The organism is Lysinibacillus sp. NPDC092081, from assembly GCF_044755845.1.
Classification (GTDB): domain Bacteria; phylum Bacillota; class Bacilli; order Bacillales_A; family Planococcaceae; genus Lysinibacillus.
On the sequence record NZ_JBIVRU010000020.1, the window covers coordinates 56831 to 79343 of the forward strand.

At 37.7% G+C, this 22513-nt stretch carries 18 protein-coding genes and 1 pseudogene; all 19 read left to right on the plus strand.

All coding sequences use genetic code 11. From position 1 onward, the window contains the following. Positions 1 to 145: 145 nt before the first annotated feature. Positions 146 to 1321: an amino acid deaminase/aldolase gene (locus ACIQLB_RS20790; protein WP_400730256.1), complete on the plus strand. Its 1176-nt coding sequence runs from the start codon at positions 146 to 148 to the stop codon at positions 1319 to 1321. After that, on the plus strand, positions 1309 to 2631 hold the full coding sequence (locus ACIQLB_RS20795; RefSeq protein WP_400730259.1) for a D-arabinono-1,4-lactone oxidase: 1323 nt from the start codon (positions 1309 to 1311) through the stop codon (positions 2629 to 2631). The genes ACIQLB_RS20790 and ACIQLB_RS20795 overlap by 13 nt, the downstream gene beginning before the upstream one ends. A gap of 343 nt (positions 2632 to 2974) precedes the next feature. Then, positions 2975 to 4645, plus strand: coding sequence for a dihydroxy-acid dehydratase (gene ilvD, locus ACIQLB_RS20800; RefSeq protein WP_400730262.1), 1671 nt, complete (start codon positions 2975 to 2977; stop codon positions 4643 to 4645). A gap of 464 nt (positions 4646 to 5109) precedes the next feature. Beyond that, a complete protein-coding gene (gene ilvB / locus ACIQLB_RS20805) occupies positions 5110 to 6876 on the plus strand; it encodes a biosynthetic-type acetolactate synthase large subunit (RefSeq protein ID WP_400730264.1) in 1767 nt (588 codons plus the stop codon). Then, entirely contained in the window at positions 6873 to 7388 is a 516-nt protein-coding gene (gene ilvN / locus ACIQLB_RS20810) for an acetolactate synthase small subunit (protein WP_370044403.1), read from the plus strand. Before ilvB ends, ilvN begins: the two co-directional genes overlap by 4 nt. A gap of 100 nt (positions 7389 to 7488) precedes the next feature. Further along, positions 7489 to 8523, plus strand: a complete 1035-nt coding sequence (ilvC, locus tag ACIQLB_RS20815) for a ketol-acid reductoisomerase (protein WP_400730267.1) — start codon at positions 7489 to 7491, stop codon at positions 8521 to 8523. Next, entirely contained in the window at positions 8510 to 10048 is a 1539-nt protein-coding gene (locus ACIQLB_RS20820; RefSeq protein ID WP_400730269.1) for a 2-isopropylmalate synthase, read from the plus strand. The genes ilvC and ACIQLB_RS20820 overlap by 14 nt, the downstream gene beginning before the upstream one ends. Positions 10049 to 10232: 184 nt before the next feature. Then, positions 10233 to 11333 (plus strand): 3-isopropylmalate dehydrogenase, encoded by a 1101-nt coding sequence (gene leuB, locus ACIQLB_RS20825; RefSeq protein ID WP_370044408.1) that lies wholly within the window; start codon positions 10233 to 10235, stop codon positions 11331 to 11333. 16 nt (positions 11334 to 11349) lie between these two features. After that, entirely contained in the window at positions 11350 to 12759 is a 1410-nt protein-coding gene (leuC, locus tag ACIQLB_RS20830; RefSeq protein ID WP_400730273.1) for a 3-isopropylmalate dehydratase large subunit, read from the plus strand. 30 nt (positions 12760 to 12789) lie between these two features. Next, complete coding sequence (gene leuD, locus ACIQLB_RS20835) at positions 12790 to 13380, plus strand: 3-isopropylmalate dehydratase small subunit (protein WP_400730276.1); 591 nt, start codon at positions 12790 to 12792, stop codon at positions 13378 to 13380. Positions 13381 to 13677: 297 nt separating this feature from the next. Then, positions 13678 to 13833 (plus strand): helix-turn-helix domain-containing protein, encoded by a 156-nt coding sequence (locus tag ACIQLB_RS20840; RefSeq protein ID WP_400730279.1) that lies wholly within the window; start codon positions 13678 to 13680, stop codon positions 13831 to 13833. Positions 13834 to 13836: 3 nt separating this feature from the next. After that, on the plus strand, positions 13837 to 14169 hold the full coding sequence (locus ACIQLB_RS20845; protein WP_400730281.1) for a hypothetical protein: 333 nt from the start codon (positions 13837 to 13839) through the stop codon (positions 14167 to 14169). Then, a complete protein-coding gene (locus tag ACIQLB_RS20850) occupies positions 14147 to 15358 on the plus strand; it encodes an MFS transporter (RefSeq protein WP_400730284.1) in 1212 nt (403 codons plus the stop codon). Before ACIQLB_RS20845 ends, ACIQLB_RS20850 begins: the two co-directional genes overlap by 23 nt. Beyond that, a complete protein-coding gene (locus ACIQLB_RS20855) occupies positions 15355 to 15525 on the plus strand; it encodes a hypothetical protein (RefSeq protein ID WP_400730287.1) in 171 nt (56 codons plus the stop codon). The genes ACIQLB_RS20850 and ACIQLB_RS20855 overlap by 4 nt, the downstream gene beginning before the upstream one ends. Before the next feature lie 137 nt (positions 15526 to 15662). Further along, on the plus strand, positions 15663 to 16544 hold the full coding sequence (gene rbsK / locus ACIQLB_RS20860) for a ribokinase (RefSeq protein WP_400730289.1): 882 nt from the start codon (positions 15663 to 15665) through the stop codon (positions 16542 to 16544). Between the two features lie 233 nt (positions 16545 to 16777). Then, positions 16778 to 18628: a dynamin family protein gene (locus tag ACIQLB_RS20865; RefSeq protein ID WP_400730292.1), complete on the plus strand. Its 1851-nt coding sequence runs from the start codon at positions 16778 to 16780 to the stop codon at positions 18626 to 18628. Between the two features lie 479 nt (positions 18629 to 19107). Further along, positions 19108 to 19617: a sigma-70 family RNA polymerase sigma factor gene (locus ACIQLB_RS20870; RefSeq protein WP_400730295.1), complete on the plus strand. Its 510-nt coding sequence runs from the start codon at positions 19108 to 19110 to the stop codon at positions 19615 to 19617. Beyond that, complete coding sequence (locus ACIQLB_RS20875; RefSeq protein ID WP_400730298.1) at positions 19618 to 20925, plus strand: DUF4179 domain-containing protein; 1308 nt, start codon at positions 19618 to 19620, stop codon at positions 20923 to 20925. A gap of 370 nt (positions 20926 to 21295) precedes the next feature. Beyond that, positions 21296 to 21810 (plus strand): annotated as a pseudogene (locus ACIQLB_RS20880) (IS110 family transposase); the annotation flags it as partial. Positions 21811 to 22513: the final 703 nt, after the last annotated feature.

Here is a 22513-nt window from a genome sequence, read left to right on the forward strand (position 1 = left end):
GAAAGGTGAGTTAAATGCTTGTCCATTATTAAAACAACCGTGAAGGCAAATTTGATTTTATGTCCACGGTTGTTTTTTATTGTCTAAATATTTTTTTACTAAAAGGAATTTTTATAATGAATATCAAAGACAAAGGAATGATAGCATGACCACTAGATTTGATCACTTGTTTCATGAACTAGAACGTCCATTTGCTTGGTTAGACTTTGATGCATTGGATCACAATATTTTAGCAGTACACAACTCTTGTGGAGAGAAAAATATACGTATCGCGACGAAATCAGTTCGTTCAGTGGAGATATTACGTTATTTACAAAAAAATCTACCCAATGTGATGGGATATATGACGTTCACAGCGGCAGAAACAATATTTTTACTGCAACAGCATATTGATGATTTACTGTTAGGATATCCGGTGATGGAAGAAGCTGCTGTTCGTCAGATATTACACTTCGTAAAGGCGGGAAAAACTGTTACTTTTATGGTGGATAAGCGGGAACATGTCAAATTTTTGGCGGACCTAGGGCAAGAGCTAGGTGTTCGTGTGCAAGTATGTATTGATATTAATGTATCCAATGATTTTAAGCTACTTTATTTTGGAACAAAACGCTCTTCGCTCCATTCACTTGAGACACTTACACCATTCCTCGAATATATTAAAAATCAAGCATTTATTAAGGTGGTTGGAGCAATGGGCTATGAGGCTCAAATTGCAGGAGTCGGTAATCGTCCAGCCAATGCTGTTAAAGGAAAACTAATTGAAGTAATGCAATGGCAAGCTAAAAAGCAAGTTACCCAGTTTCGTAGATTAGCAATCGCGCACATAAAAGCGTATTTTCCGAATTTGGACTTTGTAAATGGTGGTGGTTCAGGAAGTATGGCATACACGGCACAACAGAAGGAAGTAACAGAAATTACAGTGGGCTCTGCATTTTATGCACCAGCTTTGTTTGATCAATTCACGTATCTACAGCTGGAAAAGGCAGCTGGATTTGCTTTAAGTGTAACAAGAAAGCCAGAAGAAAATATTGTTGTTTGTCATGGTGGAGGTTATACGGCGTCTGGAGCAATTAGTGCTGATCGATTACCAGTATTCTATGAGCCAACTTTTTTTTCATATCTTAACCTAGAGGGAGCAGGAGAAGTTCAGACACCTGTTAAAGTAAAGCGTAAAAAAGTTAATATAGGAGACACGCTATATTTTCGACATGCGAAGGCTGGTGAACTTTGTGAAAGATTTCAAGAACTACATGGGATTAGAGGGGACAAGTATGTAGGAGCTTATTCAACCTATAGGGGGGATGGTCAATGTTTTCTATAGATAAGTGGAAAAATGGTGAGAAGTGGACAAACTGGGCTGGTAATATCATCTCTTATCCGTCTGAAATGTACTTACCTCGATCAATTGAAGAGATTACGGATATCGTGAAGCACGCACGTGAATTAGAAAAAACGATTCGTGTCACTGGTGCAGCTCACTCTTTTAGCGCTGTTGCAATGCCTGAGCATATAGCACTTTCTTTACATAATATGCGTGGGCTCATAGCTGTGAATGAGGACAAGCAAGAGGCGACACTTTGGGCTGGAACGTATTTATATGAAATAGGACCATTGCTTGCGAAGCATGGTTTTGCCCTTATAAATATGGGAGATATTCAGGAGCAAACGATTGCAGGAGCAGTGTCAACAGGTACCCATGGAACAGGTGTAACACTCGGTTCGTTATCCTCAGCTGTAACAAGATGGGGTTTTGTAGATGGTACAGGTACTTATAGGGAGCATATGAGAGGAATGGATGATTTATCTGAAGCTTTACATCTTTCACTAGGTATGCTGGGTGTGCTTGTGAAAGTAACGATTAAGGTGATACCTCTATATAGCTTACATTATGTAAGCACAAGAGATACTTTAGAGAATGGTCTGGCGATATTTACTGAAGATATTCGACAAAATCGACATGTTGAGTGGTTTTATTTCCCGGGCAGCGAAACAATTCAAGTGAAGCGTATGAACGCTATAGCGCCTGTTTTTCAGAGTAATTGGAGTAAGAGAATCGAAACATTGAAGCTTCAAATAGTAGAGAACGGTGCTTTTTTTGCTATGTCCGAGCTTTGTAAATGGAAACCTTCGTTTAGTGGTGCTATGAGTAAATTAGCAGCAGCCAATGTTGTGGAAGGGGAGAAAACGGGGATAAGCTATGAAATTTATCCGTCTCCAAGAAGCGTCAAGTTCCAAGAAAGTGAATATGCTATTCCGTTAGCACAATTTGAAGCATGTTTGGAAGAGATCCACGCAACCTTTAAAAGTGGAATTTTTAATGTGCATTTTCCGTTAGAGTGTCGAACGACAGCAGGAGAAGCAGGTTTTTTAAGCCCTACCCAAGGACAAGAATCAGCGTTTATTGCCTTTCACATGTATAAAGGAATGCAGGAAGAGCCTTATTTTAAATGGGTCCATACGATGATGATGAAATATAAAGGACGACCACATTGGGGCAAGCTAAGTCATTTAACTACTAATTATGTATATGAGCTATACCCAGATATCGAAAAGTTTTTAGCAATCCGAAGTCAATATGATCCCGATAATGTGTTTTTAACAGGGTACTTAAGAAAATTATTTACATTGTAAGGAAATAGCTATGCACTTACTTTTGAGGATTTGGAAAAATATTAAGAGATTATTAAAAAAATTAAAATTTGAACGAAATGTCAAAATATTCTCCAAAGCGAGATAAAAGTGATGCTTAATCAGCATGAAAACGATTCCAAATTTTATATATCATTTAAATTGTTCAAACAATTCTAAAAATACTGTTGACTAGACCTTTTTTTCGTACTATGATTACAACAATTTAACACGTTCGTTACAGCAGTTAGTCGTCTTCTAGGCGATTGACATATACGTAAAAACGGAATAGACAGAACATTTCGTATATAGCAACGAACATAGCAATAAATGAGGGGCGTTTAAAATGAGAAGTGACATGATTAAAGTAGGCGTAGATCGTGCGCCGCATCGAAGTCTTTTATATGCAACAGGCAAAGTAAAAGCGAAAGATTTAGGCAAGCCATTTATTGGGGTTTGTAATTCTTATATCGACATTATACCAGGTCACGTTCATTTACGTACATTTGCTGATGTTGTCAAAGAGGCCATTATTGAAGCGGGTGGTATTCCATTCGAATTTAATACAATTGGTGTAGATGATGGTATTGCAATGGGGCACATTGGAATGCGTTACTCTTTACCGAGCCGTGAAATTATCGCAGACTCTGCTGAAACGGTTATTAATGCACACTGGTTCGATGGAGTATTCTATATTCCTAACTGTGACAAAATCACTCCGGGAATGTTAATGGCAGCAGTTCGTACTAATGTACCGTCAATTTTCGTATCTGGTGGTCCAATGGAGGCTGGTACTTCTGCTACTGGCAAGCAACTTTCATTAACATCAGTTTTTGAAGGAGTAGGGGCTCATAAATCAGGCAAAATGTCAGCTGAAGAGCTGTTAGATATTGAAAGCAATGCATGTCCAACATGTGGTTCATGTTCAGGGATGTTTACTGCAAACTCTATGAACTGCTTAATGGAAATGCTAGGAGTAGCTTTACCAGGTAATGGAACAATCGTAGCTACTTCTGAAGAGCGCCATAAGCTTATTAAAGAGGCTGCTAAACAATTAGTCCGTATGATTAAAGAGGACATCAAGCCTCGAGACATTATTACTAAAGAAGCAATTGATGATGCATTTGCACTTGATATGGCGATGGGTGGTTCGACAAATACAGTCCTCCATACATTAGCAATCGCCAATGAAGCTGAAATCGATTATAACATTGAAGAAATTAATAAAGTTGCAGAACGTGTTCCATATTTAGCGAAAATTATGCCTGCTTCAGATATTTCAATGGATGATATTAATAAAGCAGGTGGCGTTAGTGCCATTATTAATGAATTAGCATCTATTCCAGGTGCTATTCACCCAGATCGGCCGACAGTTGCAGGAGTAACAATGGCTGAGCTTGTAAAGAATTATCATATTACAAATGATGAAGTTATTCGTACAAAAGACAATCCGTATAGCCCAGTTGGTGGTTTATCGGTGTTATTTGGTAATATCGCGCCAGAGGGTTCTGTTATTAAAGTAGGCGCTGTAGACCCTTCTATCAAAGTATTCAGGGGCGAAGCAATCGTCTTTGATTCACAAGAAGCAGCACAGGAAAATATCGATAACGGGACGGTAAAAGAGGGCCATGTAGTCGTCATTCGTTATGAAGGACCAAAAGGTGGCCCAGGGATGCCTGAAATGCTTGCACCAACGTCAGCGATTCAAGGTCGTGGACTTGGTACAAAGGTTGCGTTAATCACAGATGGACGTTTCTCAGGTGCATCTCGTGGTATTTCAATCGGACATATTTCACCTGAGGCAGCAGAAGGCGGTCCAATCGCTTTAGTAGAGAACGGTGACATTATCACAATTGATCTACCAAATCGTACGATCAATTTAGAAGTTTCAGATGAAGTATTAGCTGAACGTCGTGCAAAACTACCGGTATTTGAACCGAAAATTAAGCGCGGTTGGCTAGCAAGATATTCAAAACTAGTAACAAACGCCTCTACAGGTGGCGTTATGAAAATTTAAATAGTTAAAGCGTTGATGAGGTTAAAGGTTCTAGAGCCTTGTATCTACCAGAGAGCCGGTCGTGCTGGAAGCCGGCGATACAACTAGATCCGACATCCCCTCGGAGCGAGCTATTAAAAGCGTATTCGCCATTAGATAGCTCCGGGCATAATCGAAAGTGCTCGTTATTAATGAATAAATAATTTATGACACCATATTGGATGCGAATGATCTCGCATTGGTGCATAAATGCTTACATTTATTCACGAGGTAGCAATTATTTGCTATAAAAAAGGGTGGTACCATGGAAAGTCTTTTTCATCCCTACGTAAGGTAATTCTTTGCGTGTGGAGAAAAGGGCTTTTTATTTTTTTTCGAAGTTAGAAAGAGTCTGTCATCTCTTTTCAAGGAGATAACCAGCTAGTAATACTTCACTGATGTGCATTACTGATGTGAAATTGAATGATAAAAAGGAGGCATATTTGATGAGTACGAATGTTTCTATCAATGAAAAAGAAGAAATAGCAACAGCAGCAAAAGCTGAACAAACCTATCAAGCGAAAGATGGTGCTGACGTATTAGTGCAAGCGCTGCATGAACAAGGTGTTGAAATTGTTTTTGGATACCCAGGTGGAGCGGTACTACCAATCTATGATGCCATGTATAAAAATCCGATTCGTCATATTTTAACTAGACATGAACAAGGTGCAATCCATGCAGCGGAAGGTTATGCACGTGTTTCCAATAAACCTGGTGTTGTTATTGCAACTAGCGGTCCGGGGGCAACAAACTTAGTAACTGGTATTGCCGATGCGATGATTGATTCTATCCCATTAGTTGTATTCACAGGTCAAGTTTCAACATCCGTGATTGGTACAGATGCTTTCCAAGAAGCGGATATTATGGGAATTACGACACCAATTACGAAGCACAATTATCAGGTGCAGGATGTTAATGATATCCCACGTATTGTTAAAGAGGCTTTCCATATTGCAAGCACTGGTCGAAAGGGCCCTGTTGTAGTGGATTTCCCGAAAAACGTTTCTCAAATGTTATTTGATGTGGAGAACCCACCACAGGCTCCTGATGAAATATATTTACCAGGTTATCAGCCAACATACAAACCGAATTATTTACAAATTCAAAAAGCTATTCAGGCGATTTCACTGGCCAAAAATCCAATCATTTTAGCTGGAGCTGGTGTCCTCTTTGCAGATGCTAAAGAAGAGTTAACAACATTCGCTGAAAAATACCAAATTCCAGTAGCAAACACTTTACTAGGACTTGGTTCAATTCATGGAGAGCATGAATTATTCATCGGTATGGCAGGAATGCATGGAACAGCAACAGCGAATATAGCTATTACAAAATCAGATTTATTGTTGAATATCGGAGCTCGCTTTGATGACCGTTTAACTGGTAATTTAGCAACATTTGCTCCAAATGCAACAATCATACACATCGATATCGATCCAGCGGAAATTGGAAAAAACGTTCCGACAGATATTCCAATCGTTGCAGATGCCAAAGAAGCATTAAAAGCATTATTGAAAAAAGACTTCGAAGGTCCAGATACAACAGAATGGCTAGCATTCTTAAAAAATCATACAAAGGAATACCCATTATGGTACAGCAAGGAGCCAGGGGACAAAGAAATTTTACCGCAGGAAGCATTAGAGCTTGTGCATAAAATTACAGAAGGTAACGCAATTGTCACGACAGATGTAGGTCAGCATCAAATGTGGGCTGCGCAATATTATCGCTTAAACAATGATCATGGATGGGTAACGTCTGGTGGACTTGGTACGATGGGCTTCGGCTTCCCGGCTGCAATTGGCGCCCAGTTTGCGAAGCCAGACAAAAAAGTTGTTTCCATTGTAGGTGATGCAGGATTCCAAATGACTGCGCAAGAGCTTTCTATACTACAAGAATTCAACTTACCGGTAAAAATAGTGATTTTAAATAACAGCTGTCTAGGAATGGTACGCCAATGGCAAGAAACATTCTATGAGGAGCGTTATTCATCTTCATTAATGCCGATCCAACCAGATTTTGTTAAATTAGCTGATGCATATGATCTGAAGGGCTACCGAATTAACACAATCGATGAAGCGGAAAGTATTTTCCGCGAGGCACTACTTTCTGATGAGCCAGTGTTAATTGATTGTCGTGTTAAACAGCTTCAATGTGTTTACCCAATGGTAGCACCAGGCAAAGGCTTACATGAAATGATTGGGGTGAAAAAGGATTGAAACGAGTAATTACAGTAACAGTGATTAACCAAAGCGGTGTGTTAAACCGTATAACAGGCTTACTTATGAAGCGTCAATTTAATATTGAATCAATTACAGTTGGTCATACCGAACAGCCAAACTTTTCGAAAATGACTTTTGTTGTAAACGTAGAGGATGAGCGTAAAATTGAACAGCTAGTGAAGCAATTATCAAAGCAAATTGATGTGTTAAAGGTCAATGACATTACAGATAAATCAATCGTGCTACGCGAGTTAGCACTTGTGAAGGTAATATCACCACCAAATTTACGACTGGAAATGAATTCAATTGTTGAACCATTCCGTCCACAAATTATTGATACAGCGAAAAACGTTGTCACTTATCAAGTAGTAGGAGATCCAGATAAGATTGATGCCTTTATTGAACTAATTCGACCTTATGGTATTAAAGAATTAACGCGTACAGGGGCTACTGCATCTGTTCGTGAAACACAAAAAATCTCAAATACGCAGCTCTCTATTTTAAAATAGTTTGCATATAAAAATTCATAGCTTTGGATGCATAGCCCTTAGTTAGCTTAATGGCATCCGAAGTTGAAAAAACAAACCCAAAATTAGGAGGAAACAAACAATGACTACAATGTACTATCAACAAAACATCAACGAGGAAGTATTAAAAGGGAAAAAAATCGCAATTATCGGTTATGGTTCACAAGGTCACGCACATGCATTAAACCTTAAAGAATCAGGCTTCGATGTAGTAGTAGGAGTTCGTCCAGGCGGATCTTTCGATGCAGCAAAAGCGGATGGATTAGATGTAAAAACTGTTGCTGAAGCAGCGCAAGAAGCAGATGTTATCCAAATTTTACTTCCAGATGAGCGTCAAAAAGCTGTATATGAGGCTGAAATTGCTCCACATCTTGAAGCGGGTAAAGCACTTATGTTTGCACACGGCTTCAACATTCACTTCGGTCAAATTACACCACCAGCAGATGTGGACGTATTCCTAGTTGCGCCGAAAGGTCCAGGACACTTAGTTCGTCGTCAATTCCAAGAGGGTGCTGGTGTACCAGGATTATTCGCAATTCATCAGGATGCAACTGGTCAAGCAAAAGATTTAGCTCTTGCATACGGTAAAGGAATTGGTTCAGCTCGTGGCGGTTTACTTGAAACAACATTCAAAGAAGAAACTGAAACTGATTTATTCGGTGAGCAAGCTGTACTTTGTGGTGGTGCTACACAACTAGTAAGAGCAGGTTTCGAAACTTTAGTAGAAGCAGGCTACCAGCCAGAATTAGCATACTTTGAAACACTTCACGAACTAAAATTAATTGTTGACCTAATGTTTGAAGGTGGTATGGCAACAATGCGTTACTCAGTATCGGATACAGCAGAGTGGGGCGACTATGTTGCAGGACCACGCATTATCGATGACTCAGTAAAAGCTCGTATGAAAGATGTATTAACGGATATCCAAGATGGTACATTCGCTCGCCGTTGGATTCAAGAAAACGAAAACGGTCGTCCAGAATATACAAAATTCAAAGAAGCTGGTGCAAACCACCAAATCGAAGAAGTTGGTGCTAAATTACGTACTATGATGCCATTCATCAACGAAGGTAAAGAAAAAGTTGTGAGAGAAGTGGCTGCAAGTGCAAAAAATTGATATTTTCGATACAACCCTTCGCGACGGCGAACAATCTGCTGGTATTAATCTAAACACCGCAGAGAAGATTGAAATCGCCAAGCAACTGGAGCGCCTAGGAGTGACAATTATTGAAGCAGGTTTTCCTGCTTCGTCACCCGGTGACTTTGAGGCGGTAAACCGTATTGCTGGAACAGTGAAAAACTCGATCGTAACAGGCTTAGCTCGCTGTGTACAAAAAGATATCGATACAACATGGGAAGCGATTAAAGTGGCCGAACAGCCGCACATTCATATTTTCCTAGCAACTTCCCCAATTCATATGGAATACAAGCTAAAAAAATCACCCGATCAAGTGGTTGAGCAAGCAGTGGAAGCTGTAAAATATGCAAAAAAATTCTTTCCACTTGTACAATGGTCTGCTGAAGATGCATTCCGCTCAGATCATGAATTTTTAGTACGCATTATGAATGAAGTTGTTGCGGCAGGTGCAACAACCATTAATGTACCTGACACAGTAGGATATGCATCGCCACAAGAATATGGTGCATTATTTAAATTCCTACTTGAAAACGTAAAAGGTGCAGAACAGGTAAAATTCTCTGCACATTGCCATGATGATTTAGGTATGGCAACCGCTAACACGATTGCAGCCATTGAAAATGGTGCCTCACAAATAGAGGGTACGATTAACGGTATCGGAGAGCGCGCTGGAAATGTTGCGCTTGAAGAAATCGCTGTTGCCCTTCATATCCGTAAAGATATTTACTCTGTAGAAACAGGTATTCATTTACAAGAAATTAAGCGTACATCTCAATTAGTTAGTAAGCTCACGAATGTGGTTATTCAGCCGAATAAGGCTATTGTTGGTAAAAACGCATTTGCACACGAATCAGGTATTCACCAAGATGGTGTGTTAAAAAATCCTGAAACGTATGAAATTATTTCACCTGCCCTTATTGGTGAAGGGGAGGTACCACTCGTTCTAGGTAAACACTCAGGTCGTGCAGCATTCCGTGACCGAGCAGAAACGATGGGCTTCAACCTTTCGGATGAAAAACTAAATAAAGCATTTACAGAATTTAAAAAGCTTGCTGATCGTAAAAAAGAAATTACGGAAGAAGATTTACTAACGCTACTTACTGAGCAACAAGTTCAAATAGAAGATGTTCCACTTTACGAACTAAAGATGGTACAGGTGCAATATGGTACAGAAAATATACCAACAGCAACAGCGATTGTTTTAACACCAGAAGGTTTGGAAAAGACAGTTGTGGCAACAGGTTCAGGCTCGGTGGAAGCTATTTTCAATACGCTTGAGCAACTTGTGCAAGGAGATATTCATGTGATTGATTATCGAGTTAAGTCCGTCGGTAAGGGACGAGATGCATTAGGAGAAGCTGTAATTAATATTCGATATGATGGTATTTCAACAACCGGGCGAAACTCATCTCAGGATGTTTTAGAAGCATCGGCTAAAGCTTATTTAAATGCCATCAACCGCCATTTAATACAAGCAAGCCTTCGTGCACAACCTGTAAGTTAATCAATCATCAAGCTTTTTGTGAATGTTGAAGAATTCTAATGAATTGAGTCAGCATCATTCACATCCCAACCGCAATTAGGCCAATTACGTTAGTCTTAATATTGATGATCTCACCTATTAATATAGGTGAGAGTCTAACTAAAATAGCGTAGTTCAACGCTATACAAAGAAAGGTGTTTTGACGATGGAGAAAAAAATTACAGTACTTCCTGGTGACGGAATAGGGCCAGAGGTTGTTGCTTCTGCTGTACGTGTATTACAGGTGATTGGTAAGCGATTCAACCATACTTTCCATTTAGGTTATGCAACAATCGGAGGCGCTGCCATCGACCAACACAATAATCCACTACCAGATGAAACAATTGAGATGTGTGAAAATAGTGACGCAGTTTTACTAGGAGCCGTTGGTGGTCCGAAATGGGATAATAATCCACCTGAATTACGTCCAGAAAAAGGATTGCTACGCATTCGCAAACACTTTGACTTATTCGCAAATCTACGTCCAGTAAAGGCGTTCCCGAGTTTACTAGATGCTTCACCATTAAAGCGTGAAGTAGCCGAAAACGTCGATTTAATGATTGTACGTGAATTAACAGGCGGCGTATACTTCGGGGAACCACGTATGCGTACTGAGAATGGTGCGATTGATACAACTGTTTACTCAACTGCTGAAGTTGAGCGTATCGTTGAAAATGCCTTTGAGTTAGCACGTTTACGTGGAGGCAAATTATGCTCTGTTGATAAAGCCAATGTACTTGAAACAAGTCGTTTATGGCGCGAAGTTGTAGAAGCGAAGAAAAAAGAGTATCCAGATGTGCAAGTGGAGCACAATTTAGTAGACTCAGTTGCTATGAAATTAATTACAAATCCTAGTCATTATGATGTGGTAGTTACTGAAAATATGTTTGGGGATATTTTAAGTGATGAAGCATCTGTTATTACAGGTTCTTTAGGCGTACTTCCATCTGCATCTATTCGCGGAGATAATTTCGGTCTATATGAACCAGTACATGGCTCAGCGCCAGAAATTGCAGGCCAAGGTGTAGCAAATCCAGCCGCAACAATTCTTTCAGTGGCCATGATGCTACAATATTCATTTGGCTTAAAAGAAGAGGCTGCAGAAATCGAACGTGCTGTAAGTGCAGTATTTGATGATGGCTATTTCACAGCAGATCTTGCACGTGATGGCAGTCGTATACTATCGACAAACGAATGGACAGATAAAGTCATTAACGAGATTGATACAAGCTTTGTTTCAGAAAGCATTATGACAACATACATTTAAGAAATAGGTGAAGATAATGGGCAAAAATATAATTGAAAAGATTTGGGATAAACATGTAGTTTATCAGGAAGAGGGCAAACCGGACCTGTTATATATTGATCTCCATTTAATTCATGAAGTAACTTCTCCGCAAGCCTTTGAAGGTTTACGAATGAACGGACGTCAAGTGCGTCGTCCAGATTTAAGCTTTGCAACAATGGATCATAACGTGCCTACAAAAAATTTACCAACAATTCATGATCCAATTGCACGCAACCAAATTGAAACGTTAGCTAAAAATGCTGAAGAATTTGGAGTTGAGCTTGCAGGAATGGGGCATCCTGACCAAGGAATTGTTCACGTAATTGGACCAGAGCTAGGTTTAACTCAGCCAGGTAAAACGATTGTCTGTGGTGACTCCCATACGTCTACCCATGGTGCGTTCGGAGCGATTGCCTTCGGGATTGGTACATCTGAGGTAGAACATGTATTGTCAACACAAACTCTATGGCAAAATAAGCCGAAAACAATGGAAATTCGTGTAGAGGGTGAGCTCCCTGTAGGTGTCGCTGCAAAAGATATTATTTTAGCAATTATTTCTAAATTCGGTATTAGTGTTGGCACAGGCCATATTGTGGAATTCACTGGGGAGGCTATTCACAAGCTTTCTATGGAAGAACGGATGACAATTTGTAACATGTCAATCGAAGCGGGTGCAAAGGCGGGGCTAATTTCTCCTGACCAAACGACTGTTGACTATATCCGTGGGCGTAAACATGCACCACATGGAGAAAAGTTTGAAGAAGCAGCAGATTATTGGTTAAGTTTAGCATCCGATGAAGATGCAACTTACGATACAGTTCTAATTATTCAAGCTGAAGAAATCGAGCCAATCATCACTTGGGGAACGAATCCGTCAATGGGTTCAGGTGTTTCAAGTAATGTTCCAACACAGGCAGATTATGAGGATGAATCAGATAAAGCAGCTCTTCGTAAAGCACTTGCCTACATGGACTTAGAGGAAGGTCAACCATTAACTTCAATCGATATCCAACACGTATTTATCGGTTCTTGCACAAATTCACGCATTAGTGATTTACGTGCAGCTGCAAAAGTCATCGAAGGGCGTAAGGTACATGAAAATGTAACAGCTATCGTTGTGCCAGGCTCATATTCGACGAAACAACTAGCAGAAGCAGAAGGATTAGATAAAATCTTTACAGATGCTGGCTTTGAATGGCGTGAGACAGGTTGCTCAATGTGTCTGGCAATGAATGATGATGTAGTACCAGCTGGTGAACGCTGTGCATCAACTTCAAACCGTAACTTTGAAGGACGCCAAGGAGCTGGTTCTCGTACACACTTAGTGTCACCACCAATGGCAGCAGCGGCAGCAATTGCTGGTCACTTTGTGGATGTTCGTGAATTCGTAAAGGAAACTGTGTAATTTCTATTTACACGGAAGGGATGATTGCAAATGGAACCAATTAATATCGTAAAAAGTGTGATAACACCACTTGATCGTAAAAATGTCGATACAGACCAAATTATTTCGAAAGAGTTTTTAAAGCGTATTGAGCGTACAGGTTTTGGTCAGTTTTTATTTTACCATTGGCGCTTCGATGCAGAGGGCAATGAAGTAAAGGATTTTGTGTTAAACAAACCTGAATTTAAAGACTCCAAAATTTTAGTAGCACAAGATAACTTCGGCTGTGGTTCATCTCGTGAACATGCACCGTGGGCAATCTTAGACTATGGCTTCAATGTAGTAATTGCACCATCATTTGCAGATATTTTCCATAATAACTGCTTCAAAAATGGGATTTTACCAATCAAACTAACTACAGCAGAGTGTGATGAAATTTTAGCTAAAGGCTTAGAAAATCCGTACAAAATGGAAGTCAATCTAGAAGCACAAACAGTAACGGGTGAAGATGGTGCAATTTATAAATTTAGCATCGATCCTTACTATAAAGAAACATTGCTAAATGGTTGGGATGAAATTGCCCTAACCTTTAAATACGATGAACATATAGCTGCTTACGAAGCAGAACGTATTGCATTTTAATATTTCTTTTTGACTGAAGACATACTTGTTGTCTTCAGTTTTTTATTGCTTAGAAAAGGAATTGGTGACTCGAGGGGAAACGTTACGGTAGCGAGGAGTACTGCCTGTGAAGAAGACAAAGCTACTCAAAAAAGGAAGGAAAACTATTCAGGGAGTAGTGAGAAGTTGGAAAAATCATGTCTCGTTCTCACCAGTTCCAATATTTTTTGTGTAAATGATTGAAATGTCTATTTTTTGTAAAATTACACAATAAATAGATGCAATATTTTGATAAAATATAATCAGGGGTGGGGACAATTGAATAATGACTTTACTAGAAATATAGGTCAGTTAATTAAATATCAACGAAAAAAACAGAAGATTAAACAAGATGATCTGGCAATTGGTGTTTGTACATCTTCATATTTGAGTCGTATTGAAAACGGTCTCGTAATTGCTGATGAAGCAAATTAACAATTGTTGCTACAACGATTAAACATTGATTTACATCAACATACAGAAGACAAAGAACAATTTGAAGTACTTAGTTTCATATCTAATGGAAAAATTGAACAATTGTCATTGAAAGTACTAGAAGAAAAAGCATTATATTATTTTGAACAACAAAAATATTATTCTTTAATTTTGTTTTATGCACCATTATTTGCAGAACTGTATAAGACTCTTCTTGCGTATAAACAAGCAAGCAATTGTTATGAGAGGACATTTATGGCAAGTAAAGGTTCGATTAATAATGAGCAGTTAATTAACATAAGGGGGGACTATATTGAGAATCCTTCGAAAATATAGTTTGTTAATTGGGGGCTTAGGCTTTTCCAATTTAGGGAATTGGATTTACCTTGTAGCGCTAAATTTATTTATATGGCATTTAACACAATCGCCGGCAGCGATGGCTGGAATCTTTATTGTCGGACCGATAGCAAGAGTTTTAACAAGTTTGGTAGCCGGCTCTTTTATTGATCGTATGAATAAACGCAAGTTGATGATTGCAACTGATATTATACGAGGTTTCATTGTTTTTTGTATGCCGTTTATGGAATCTATTTGGCTCATCTATACGCTGTTATTTTTAGCGAATATAGCGAGTAGTTTCTTTGGACCTAGTAGTACCTATTATATTACTAAGCTTGTTCCTTCAGAAGATAGACAACGATTCAACGCAATACTTGGCACGTTCAATTCAGGTTCGTTTTTAGTAGGTCCAGCACTAGCAGGACTCCTCATCATGCTTTTTAATACAACAATTACGATTTGGTTTAACAGCTTTACATTTTTTGTTTGTGCTATGATCATTTACTTATTTCCTGACGTAGATGATGTGAAGGTGACCTCACGGCAGCGTATTACTTGGCAACTATTAAAAAGTGATTATCTAGCGGTACTAACTTTCATTCAACAAAATTCATTATTTATCAAGATTTATTTACTGTTTCAAAGTGCGTTAATGATTGCATTTGCGCTTGATTCTCAAGAAGCAACATTTATAAAACAAGATTTAGCTTTATCCGATAGTTTATATGGAGCATTTGTCAGCAGTGCAGGAGCAGGAGCTATTTTAGGTGGAGCGGTTGCCGCCAGCTTCGCAAAAAAATGGTCTACTCGATCATATATGGCTATTGGCTTGTTCCTGACAATGTTGTTTTACACAGCCTTTTATGCTTCGACATCAAGTATATTGGCATTTGTAAGTTTAGTTTTTCTAGGCTTTTGTATGGCATTTAGTAATACTGGTTATGAAACATTTTATCAGCAAAATGTACCGCCTGAGATGATGGGGAGATTCGGTAGTATTTCTAGTATTTTTCAAAATATATTACAAATTCTCTTCACCTTACTTTTAGGTCAGTTTGCAGAATTATTTACGCTTCAAATGACTGCAATTATTTTCGGTATTATAAGTATTTTATTGTCGATTTCATTATATTTTGTGCTATATTCCCCAAAAAACTACATCGCGTTAAAGGAGGAAACATTATGATTAGCTATTCGCTTAGTTGTATCTTTTGTAAGAAAATATTTGAAGTTGTTGAAGGGACAAGGAAATATAAACTATATAAAGAAAATATGAACGGGAAGTTTTCCTGTGAAGATTGTGATAGAAAAATTGAATTAGAGGCAAGGAAAGGTCTATTGGGAAAACTATAAATAGGGTGACGAAAAACTGCATAGTTGAGCATCTAATAAGAAGACCAGGTACCCCATAATTTTTAAAAGTAAATGGCCTGTCTTTCTACAGTTTTCTCAGTTAAAATGAAAAAATAAGATGGAAGGTAGGTCAAAGGATGATTACAGTTATAGGTAGCATAAATATGGATTTAGTTGTACAAATGGGGGTTTTTCCAAAGCAAGGAGAAACTATTCTTGGTAAAGAATTTCAAACAATTCCAGGAGGAAAAGGAGCCAATCAGGCAATTGCTGCGGCACGCCTTGGAAGTGAAGTCACAATGATAGGCTGTGTGGGCTCCGATAGTTTTGGAGAAACATTGCACACTGTTTTACAGCAAGAGCATGTTCAAACTGAAGCTATTACAAGCGTATCGGCACCTACTGGGATTGCTAATATTTTAATCTACAATAACGATAATCGTATCATAGTAGTGCCTGGGGCAAATTATGAACTAATGCCTGCGCATATAGAGGCTGCGAAAGAAATCATTCAAAAAAGTCAGATGGTCATTATGCAGCTAGAAATCCCAACGGAAACGACCGCTTATGCAATAAAACTTTGTAAAGAAGCGAATGTACCTGTTTTATTAAATCCAGCACCAGCGGCTAATTTTGATGTGCAATGGATGGAGGATATTACTTATATCACACCAAATGAAACGGAGTGTGCTGAAATTTTTGGAGATGATTTTGTGCAAGTGTTAGAAAAATATCCTAATAAAATGATTATGACGTTAGGTAGTAATGGCGCACGCTATTTTGATGGTGAATATCCTATTCATGTTCCGGGCTATTTATCGAAGGCGGTAGATACAACAGGTGCAGGCGATACGTTTAACGGTGCACTCGCTTATGCTTTGGTAGAAGGGCAATCTTTGGATCAGGCAGTGTATTTTGCAAATATTGCAGCTTCATTATCAGTGGAGAAATTCGGTGCACAAGGTGGAATGCCAACACTTGGAGCGATTTACGCACGTATGGCTGGTGTTGAAGAATAAAGAGAAGACTAACTCTCTTACAAATTTATAATAATAAATATTAATTCTTTTAGTCTGAATGAGTAATAATATCTGAGATAGAAGGTTTTATGGCATGAGATTTATGACCTATTTGTGACGACTGAATTTAAGTACATTGTCCTTTTTTGCCGTTATTTTTTAGTGCTATGTATTAATAAAGGAATATTTTCATTTATAATAACTTTAGATACATAGGAAAAGAGGTTTTGACGATGACAAATATTGATAATGTACCGATCGAATATACAGCCTCAGCGAATAATATTTTGCCACAGCTTGTTGATCATTTACGCCAATTACATGGCATTATTATACAAAATACATATGTAAAAGATACAGCTAAACACTTAAATCGAATCATTCAAGATGCTAACAACGAAACGATGATTCTTATTGTTGGGAAAGAGCGTGTTGGAAAAACAACACTTGTAAATGGATTGCTAGGACGTCAGGTTTTGCCTGTTAATGATCAGCATCCAACAGGGGTAAATACGTTTTTGCGATACGGTGAACATGAAGAAATAAAGGCGTATTTTTTAGATGGTGTTGTAGCAATATTCGATATGAGTAAATTAGAATTATTGACAACTGGCGATACTTTTGCATCTCAAATATTACGAGAACATTTAGATTACCTAGAAGTATATTTGAAAAATGATTTATTAAAATCAGTGACAATTATTGATTCTGTTTCATTGGAAGCTGGGGGAGGAGAAATGGCCTACTTCCCAGAAGCATTGGTGAATCGTGTTGACGAAATCTTTTGGGTATTACGCTCAGGTTCGATGGCTATTTATCCTGAAATATTATTGATGGAAACGTTAAAAAACAAAGGTGTTGAGCCTCTTTGTGTCGTCAATGCCATAGATTCAAATGAAAATACGAAGGCGTTTATCAATGCTGAGAGAGAACGATTGGGACATTTAATCAGTGATTTTGTAGCTATCTCTGCAAGGGAAGCAATTGAGGCTAAACAGACTGATAGTGATGAACTTTGGCAAAAAAGTCAGTACGAGCAATTGATATCAGAAATTCACCGAGTTGCAGAAAATAGTGATAAGAAAACGTATGGCATATTAATTCGCTTCTTGCAATGGCTTGAACGATTCCGCTTCGAATTAGCTGTTATTCCACAAAGAGATCCATTCCAATCTGCTGTTGAGAACATTGAAAAATATGCAGGCGATACACAATACGAATTTTCACGCTATCAACGTGATTTAGCGATTGTGACTGAATATGAGCAAGAATACGAACAGGTTGCCGGTGTATTTAAAAATGTTCAAACATTATATCAACTTTTACAAACCATTTCACAAAACGATTATTTTCAGGATGAAATTGTGGAAAGCTTTTCCGAAAAGGCAGTTTTTTATCAACAAATGTTACGAGAATATCGTAATATGCATAGTGAATATTTGCGTGAATATGATCGATTGGATGCTCAGCATAATAAAATTCACGGAAAAGGCCTTATGAAAGCTATTTTTGGTCAGCATACACAAAATGGATTTTTTAAAGAACGTGTCAATAAGTTAAACGAGCAGCAAGTTGTTTGTATTGCACAATTTGAAAAAGTGCAAGAAGCGGAGGCAATAATGCTTCAGTCCATTCATTCGATACAAAGTTATCTTATGGAGTTAACGAAAAAGCGTTTGGTACGTATTGAGCAAAAAGTCCATGAGCTAAATCAACAGCGTTTAAAAGAAAAGCGCCAATTAAAGTTATACTCAAATAAATTAAACGAATTTTCTTGTTTAGTTGAGGCGCAGGGCTATATTAAAGAAAACATTCAACCATTTTTAATGGACGAACAAATGCCGCTGAAAGAAAAAGATATTGAAATGTTAAAAGAAACGATTACCAGTATCATAAACATTGACCTGACGAATAATGGTCTACTCGCACGTAGTCAGATGAACAATAAAATGGAGAGCACTGAGATTCCTTTCGATGTTCAAAAAAAATATCCATTACATATGTTAGCTTTAGCAGAAGTAGATGTAAAATCAAACGATATACCAGAAATTCCGAAAAAATTAGATATTCAATATGAAGAATAAACGTTAAAAGAAAATGAGGCTGGGACATAACTAAATGGTTCCTTCATAAAGCCGAATAATCTCTAAATTAACAAAACACGATAAATAGAAAAACCGAACTATTCCGAAACACTTCATGAGCGTTTCATTGGATAGTTCGGTATTTTTGTTGGCTGAAACACTTTTGTCCCAGCCTCATTTTTTTAAGTGTTTTATGGATCAATTTGGGTTAAATCCCAAAATCGAAACAAATTAAGGCGTTTTTTCGTATAGATAGTAAATGGAGCGGAGCAGCTAAGCCTTCCGTGCAACGAAAGTAAAAAACTTGTTGATGAACATATCCATGATTTTTGGATATGTTTTATTTTTTATTACAACGTAGAACGTTATTAATTATTAAAGAATAATAAGTACATCGCATTTCTAATTGCTTTAAATTGAAAATAAATCGAACGAAATTGGCAGCTCGACTGTCTAATAAGTAGAAGGGAGTGAATGTGATGGATGAACAAGCATTGGTGAAGCGTGCGATAGCTGGGGACGAAGATGCTTTTTTACATCTAATAAAACAATATGAACAGACGATGTACCGTATGGCATTCGCCTACTTAAAAAATGAGCATGATGCCATTGAAGCGGTACAAGAAGCTACATATCGAAGTCTAAAAAAGATACATACTTTAAAAGAAGCAGGTTATTTTAGTACGTGGCTTGTCCGAATTTTACTCAATATTTGCCATGATATGCGTGAAAGAAGCAGACGTCTTGATTTGCAGGAAGACATAGAAATCAGCGATAACGCCCCCAATCACGAGCGCTTTGAAATGACAGATATCATTACAAAGTTACCAAAAGAGCAACAAGAGCTTATTTTTCTAAAATATTTTCAAGATTATAAAAATCGAGATATTGCTATGCTACAAAATATTCCAGAAGGAACTGTGAAGTCAAGGTTACATGCGGCATTGAAAAAACTTAAACTATATTTTACGGAGAAGGGAGAGCTATAGATGAAACAGGTAGAAAAGCATGACTATGATATTTTTGTCAAAGAACTAGCGAAAATTGACATACCACATGAGCAATTAGAAGAGTCGCGTAGGAACAGTGTCATACGCTTCCAAAAAGAAAAGCGTAATCGACAACGTACATGGAAAAGCATTGTTGTTACTTGTGCATTATTGTTACTTTTTGTAACGTCTATTCGTGTATCTCCAGCTTTTGCTAGTGCCATCGCAAAAATCCCAGGCTTTGCTCCATTAGTTGAGATGATTACGTATGATAAAGGGGTCAAAGATATACTCCATAATAACTATTATGAGGATCTAGGACTGTCACAAACGAAAAATGGTTTATCATTTACACTTCAAGGAGTTATTGCTGATGAAACAGGTATGATTTTGCCTTATACATTTTCAGCGCCGTTCGATGTTCATGATTTAGAGACTAAGAAAATGGAGCTCCGTCTAAATGGTGAGGTATTACCCGCTGGAATAAGTTATAGCTGGTATAGAGAAAAAGAAACATCTTTGATTGAAGATAAATTTGTGTTTTCATTTAAAAATCCTATAAATTATGACAATGCTAATTTTGAATTATATATCCAATTTGCAGATGAAAAACAAACAGAGTTTACGATCCCATTCTCACTTAAAAAGCCAATAGCGAAAACGAAGTCCTATGAATTGAATGAAAAAATGAACTTTGAAGGACAGCAAATCACCATCAAGTCTGTCTCTATTTCACCGCTCCGTACAGGTGTTACAATCGCTCTCGATCCACATAATGATCAGCGTATTTTAGGATTTGATGATATTCGTCTATTGGATGAAAAAGGGGAGGAATGGACGACAATCAATAATGGCTTAACAGCTACAGGTAATCTAATAGATGGCGAAGAAACATTCTTTATGCAAAGTAATTATTTTAGGGAGCCTAAAAAGTTAACATTATCCATTGGAAAAGTAAAAGCATTGCCAAAAGGTCAGGATTTTATCGAGGTAGATTTTAATCAAAAGAAAGTGCTATCCAAACCACCTCTCTCTGGCTTAAAAGTTCAAGTTAATAAGCACATGGTAACAATAAATGTTCCAACTTCTTATGAAAATAAAAATATTAGTTTACTTGGTACAGCAATAGATGCAAATGGTGAAACTGTTTATAGTAATTCAGGAAGTTATCATAGACCTGATGAATATGTAATCGAACAAACAGAAACATATGATATAAAGGGAGTTATCAATCCAGTCCGCATCTATTTCTCACATTATGAAAACTTTTTAGATGGAACTCAAACGGTTGATATTCCATTAAAATAGAGGGGAAATTCAAGAGCCGGAGTTCTTATAAGTAGTAAAAAGAGAAACGTTAGTTTTTTTTATTAAAAGTCAAGAATTAAAGTAATGCACTTAATATTTCTGGATCTATATACAATGTGCAACATTATAATATGCTATTTTTAAGCTGAACTAATTTTGATATTAGTTCAGCTTTTATGTGTGTTTTAAGATATAGTTTGAGTATATTTAATAGAAGTATAGTCTCGGGAACTTTTTCTATCCGTTATTCAACTAACGGGGCAGCATTCCTGTTTGAAAGATGTTCTGGGTCTTGAAAGAAAAAGAGTCCTCTAGTATGATGCTGAGTGTCAACGACCATTGACCCAACATATACAAGGAGGACTCCTAAATGCATTCTAAAATGAATTACAAAATTAATCAAGTGACTGATAATACACTCGTCGTAGGTATAGACATCGCGAAGCGCGTTCATTACGCTTGCTTTGTTGATGAACGAGGACGCGTGATGGAAAAAGCTTTTGCTGTACATCAATCAATAGAAGGTTTTGAAAGTTTGTATGAAAAGATTCGACTAACGATGAAAGAAACTCAGAAAACAGAAGTAATTGTTGGAATTGAACCTACGGTCACTATTGGATGAATTTAGCGTATTTCTTAGACCAATATGGAATCCCACTCGTCATGGTCAACCCAATGCACGTCAAACGTTCGAAAGAGCTGGATGATAATTTACCGACAAAGCACGATAAAAAAGATGCGCTTGTCATTGCTCGTTTACTGAAAGACGGACGTTTTAGTTATCCACATTTATTAAAAGACATAAATGCTGAATTGCGCATTGGTTCTACCCTTCGTTCCAAATTAACGGAGGACTTAGCAAGTATTAAAAATCGAATCATTCGTTGACTGGATCGTTACTTTCAAAGAGTCCCTTGGGCAGCTTAGCAGGCCTCTGCCTTATGAATAGACCGAACGAAGGAATGTAAGCGCACTGACGCTAAGAGACATGGGAGGGTACGTCGTCATAAGCATCGCAGAGATCCATTGTGCATCAAATAGTGGACTAAAAAAGCTAATGATTTTCATTAGCTTTAGCGAAGCGTACGCTCGATTTGATAATAAAAACTATAAATTCAATTATATGTTTAAAAAGTGATGGAAAAATATTTTTACTACATCACAAAGTGATGAAAACCGTTGATACATCAATGTTTATAGAGGGAGGTTAGAAGGAGTAGAAGGTTACTTTGAAAAAGTATAATAAAAAGAACAGCTAACAATTAAGTTAACTGTTCTAATGGTTCTATAAAAATAGATTATTATTAAGAGTTCATACCAACAGATTTTACTTGATAATTTTCTTCAGAAGTATTTACAACAGCAGATATTTTCTTATTCTCATTACCAACAACATGACCTTCTAAATATACTTCATGTGTTGCATATTCACCTGAAGAACTAACTTCATTTATTGTAACATCGATCTTGTTTTCGTTTTTAAAATGCTCAACTGTTGGATCTACGTCAAGATTGTAGACACACTCAAGTTAATTTTTTGTGTTGCGCAACGTCCATTTTTGGAGTGTTCCACATCCCGAGTAGCCCG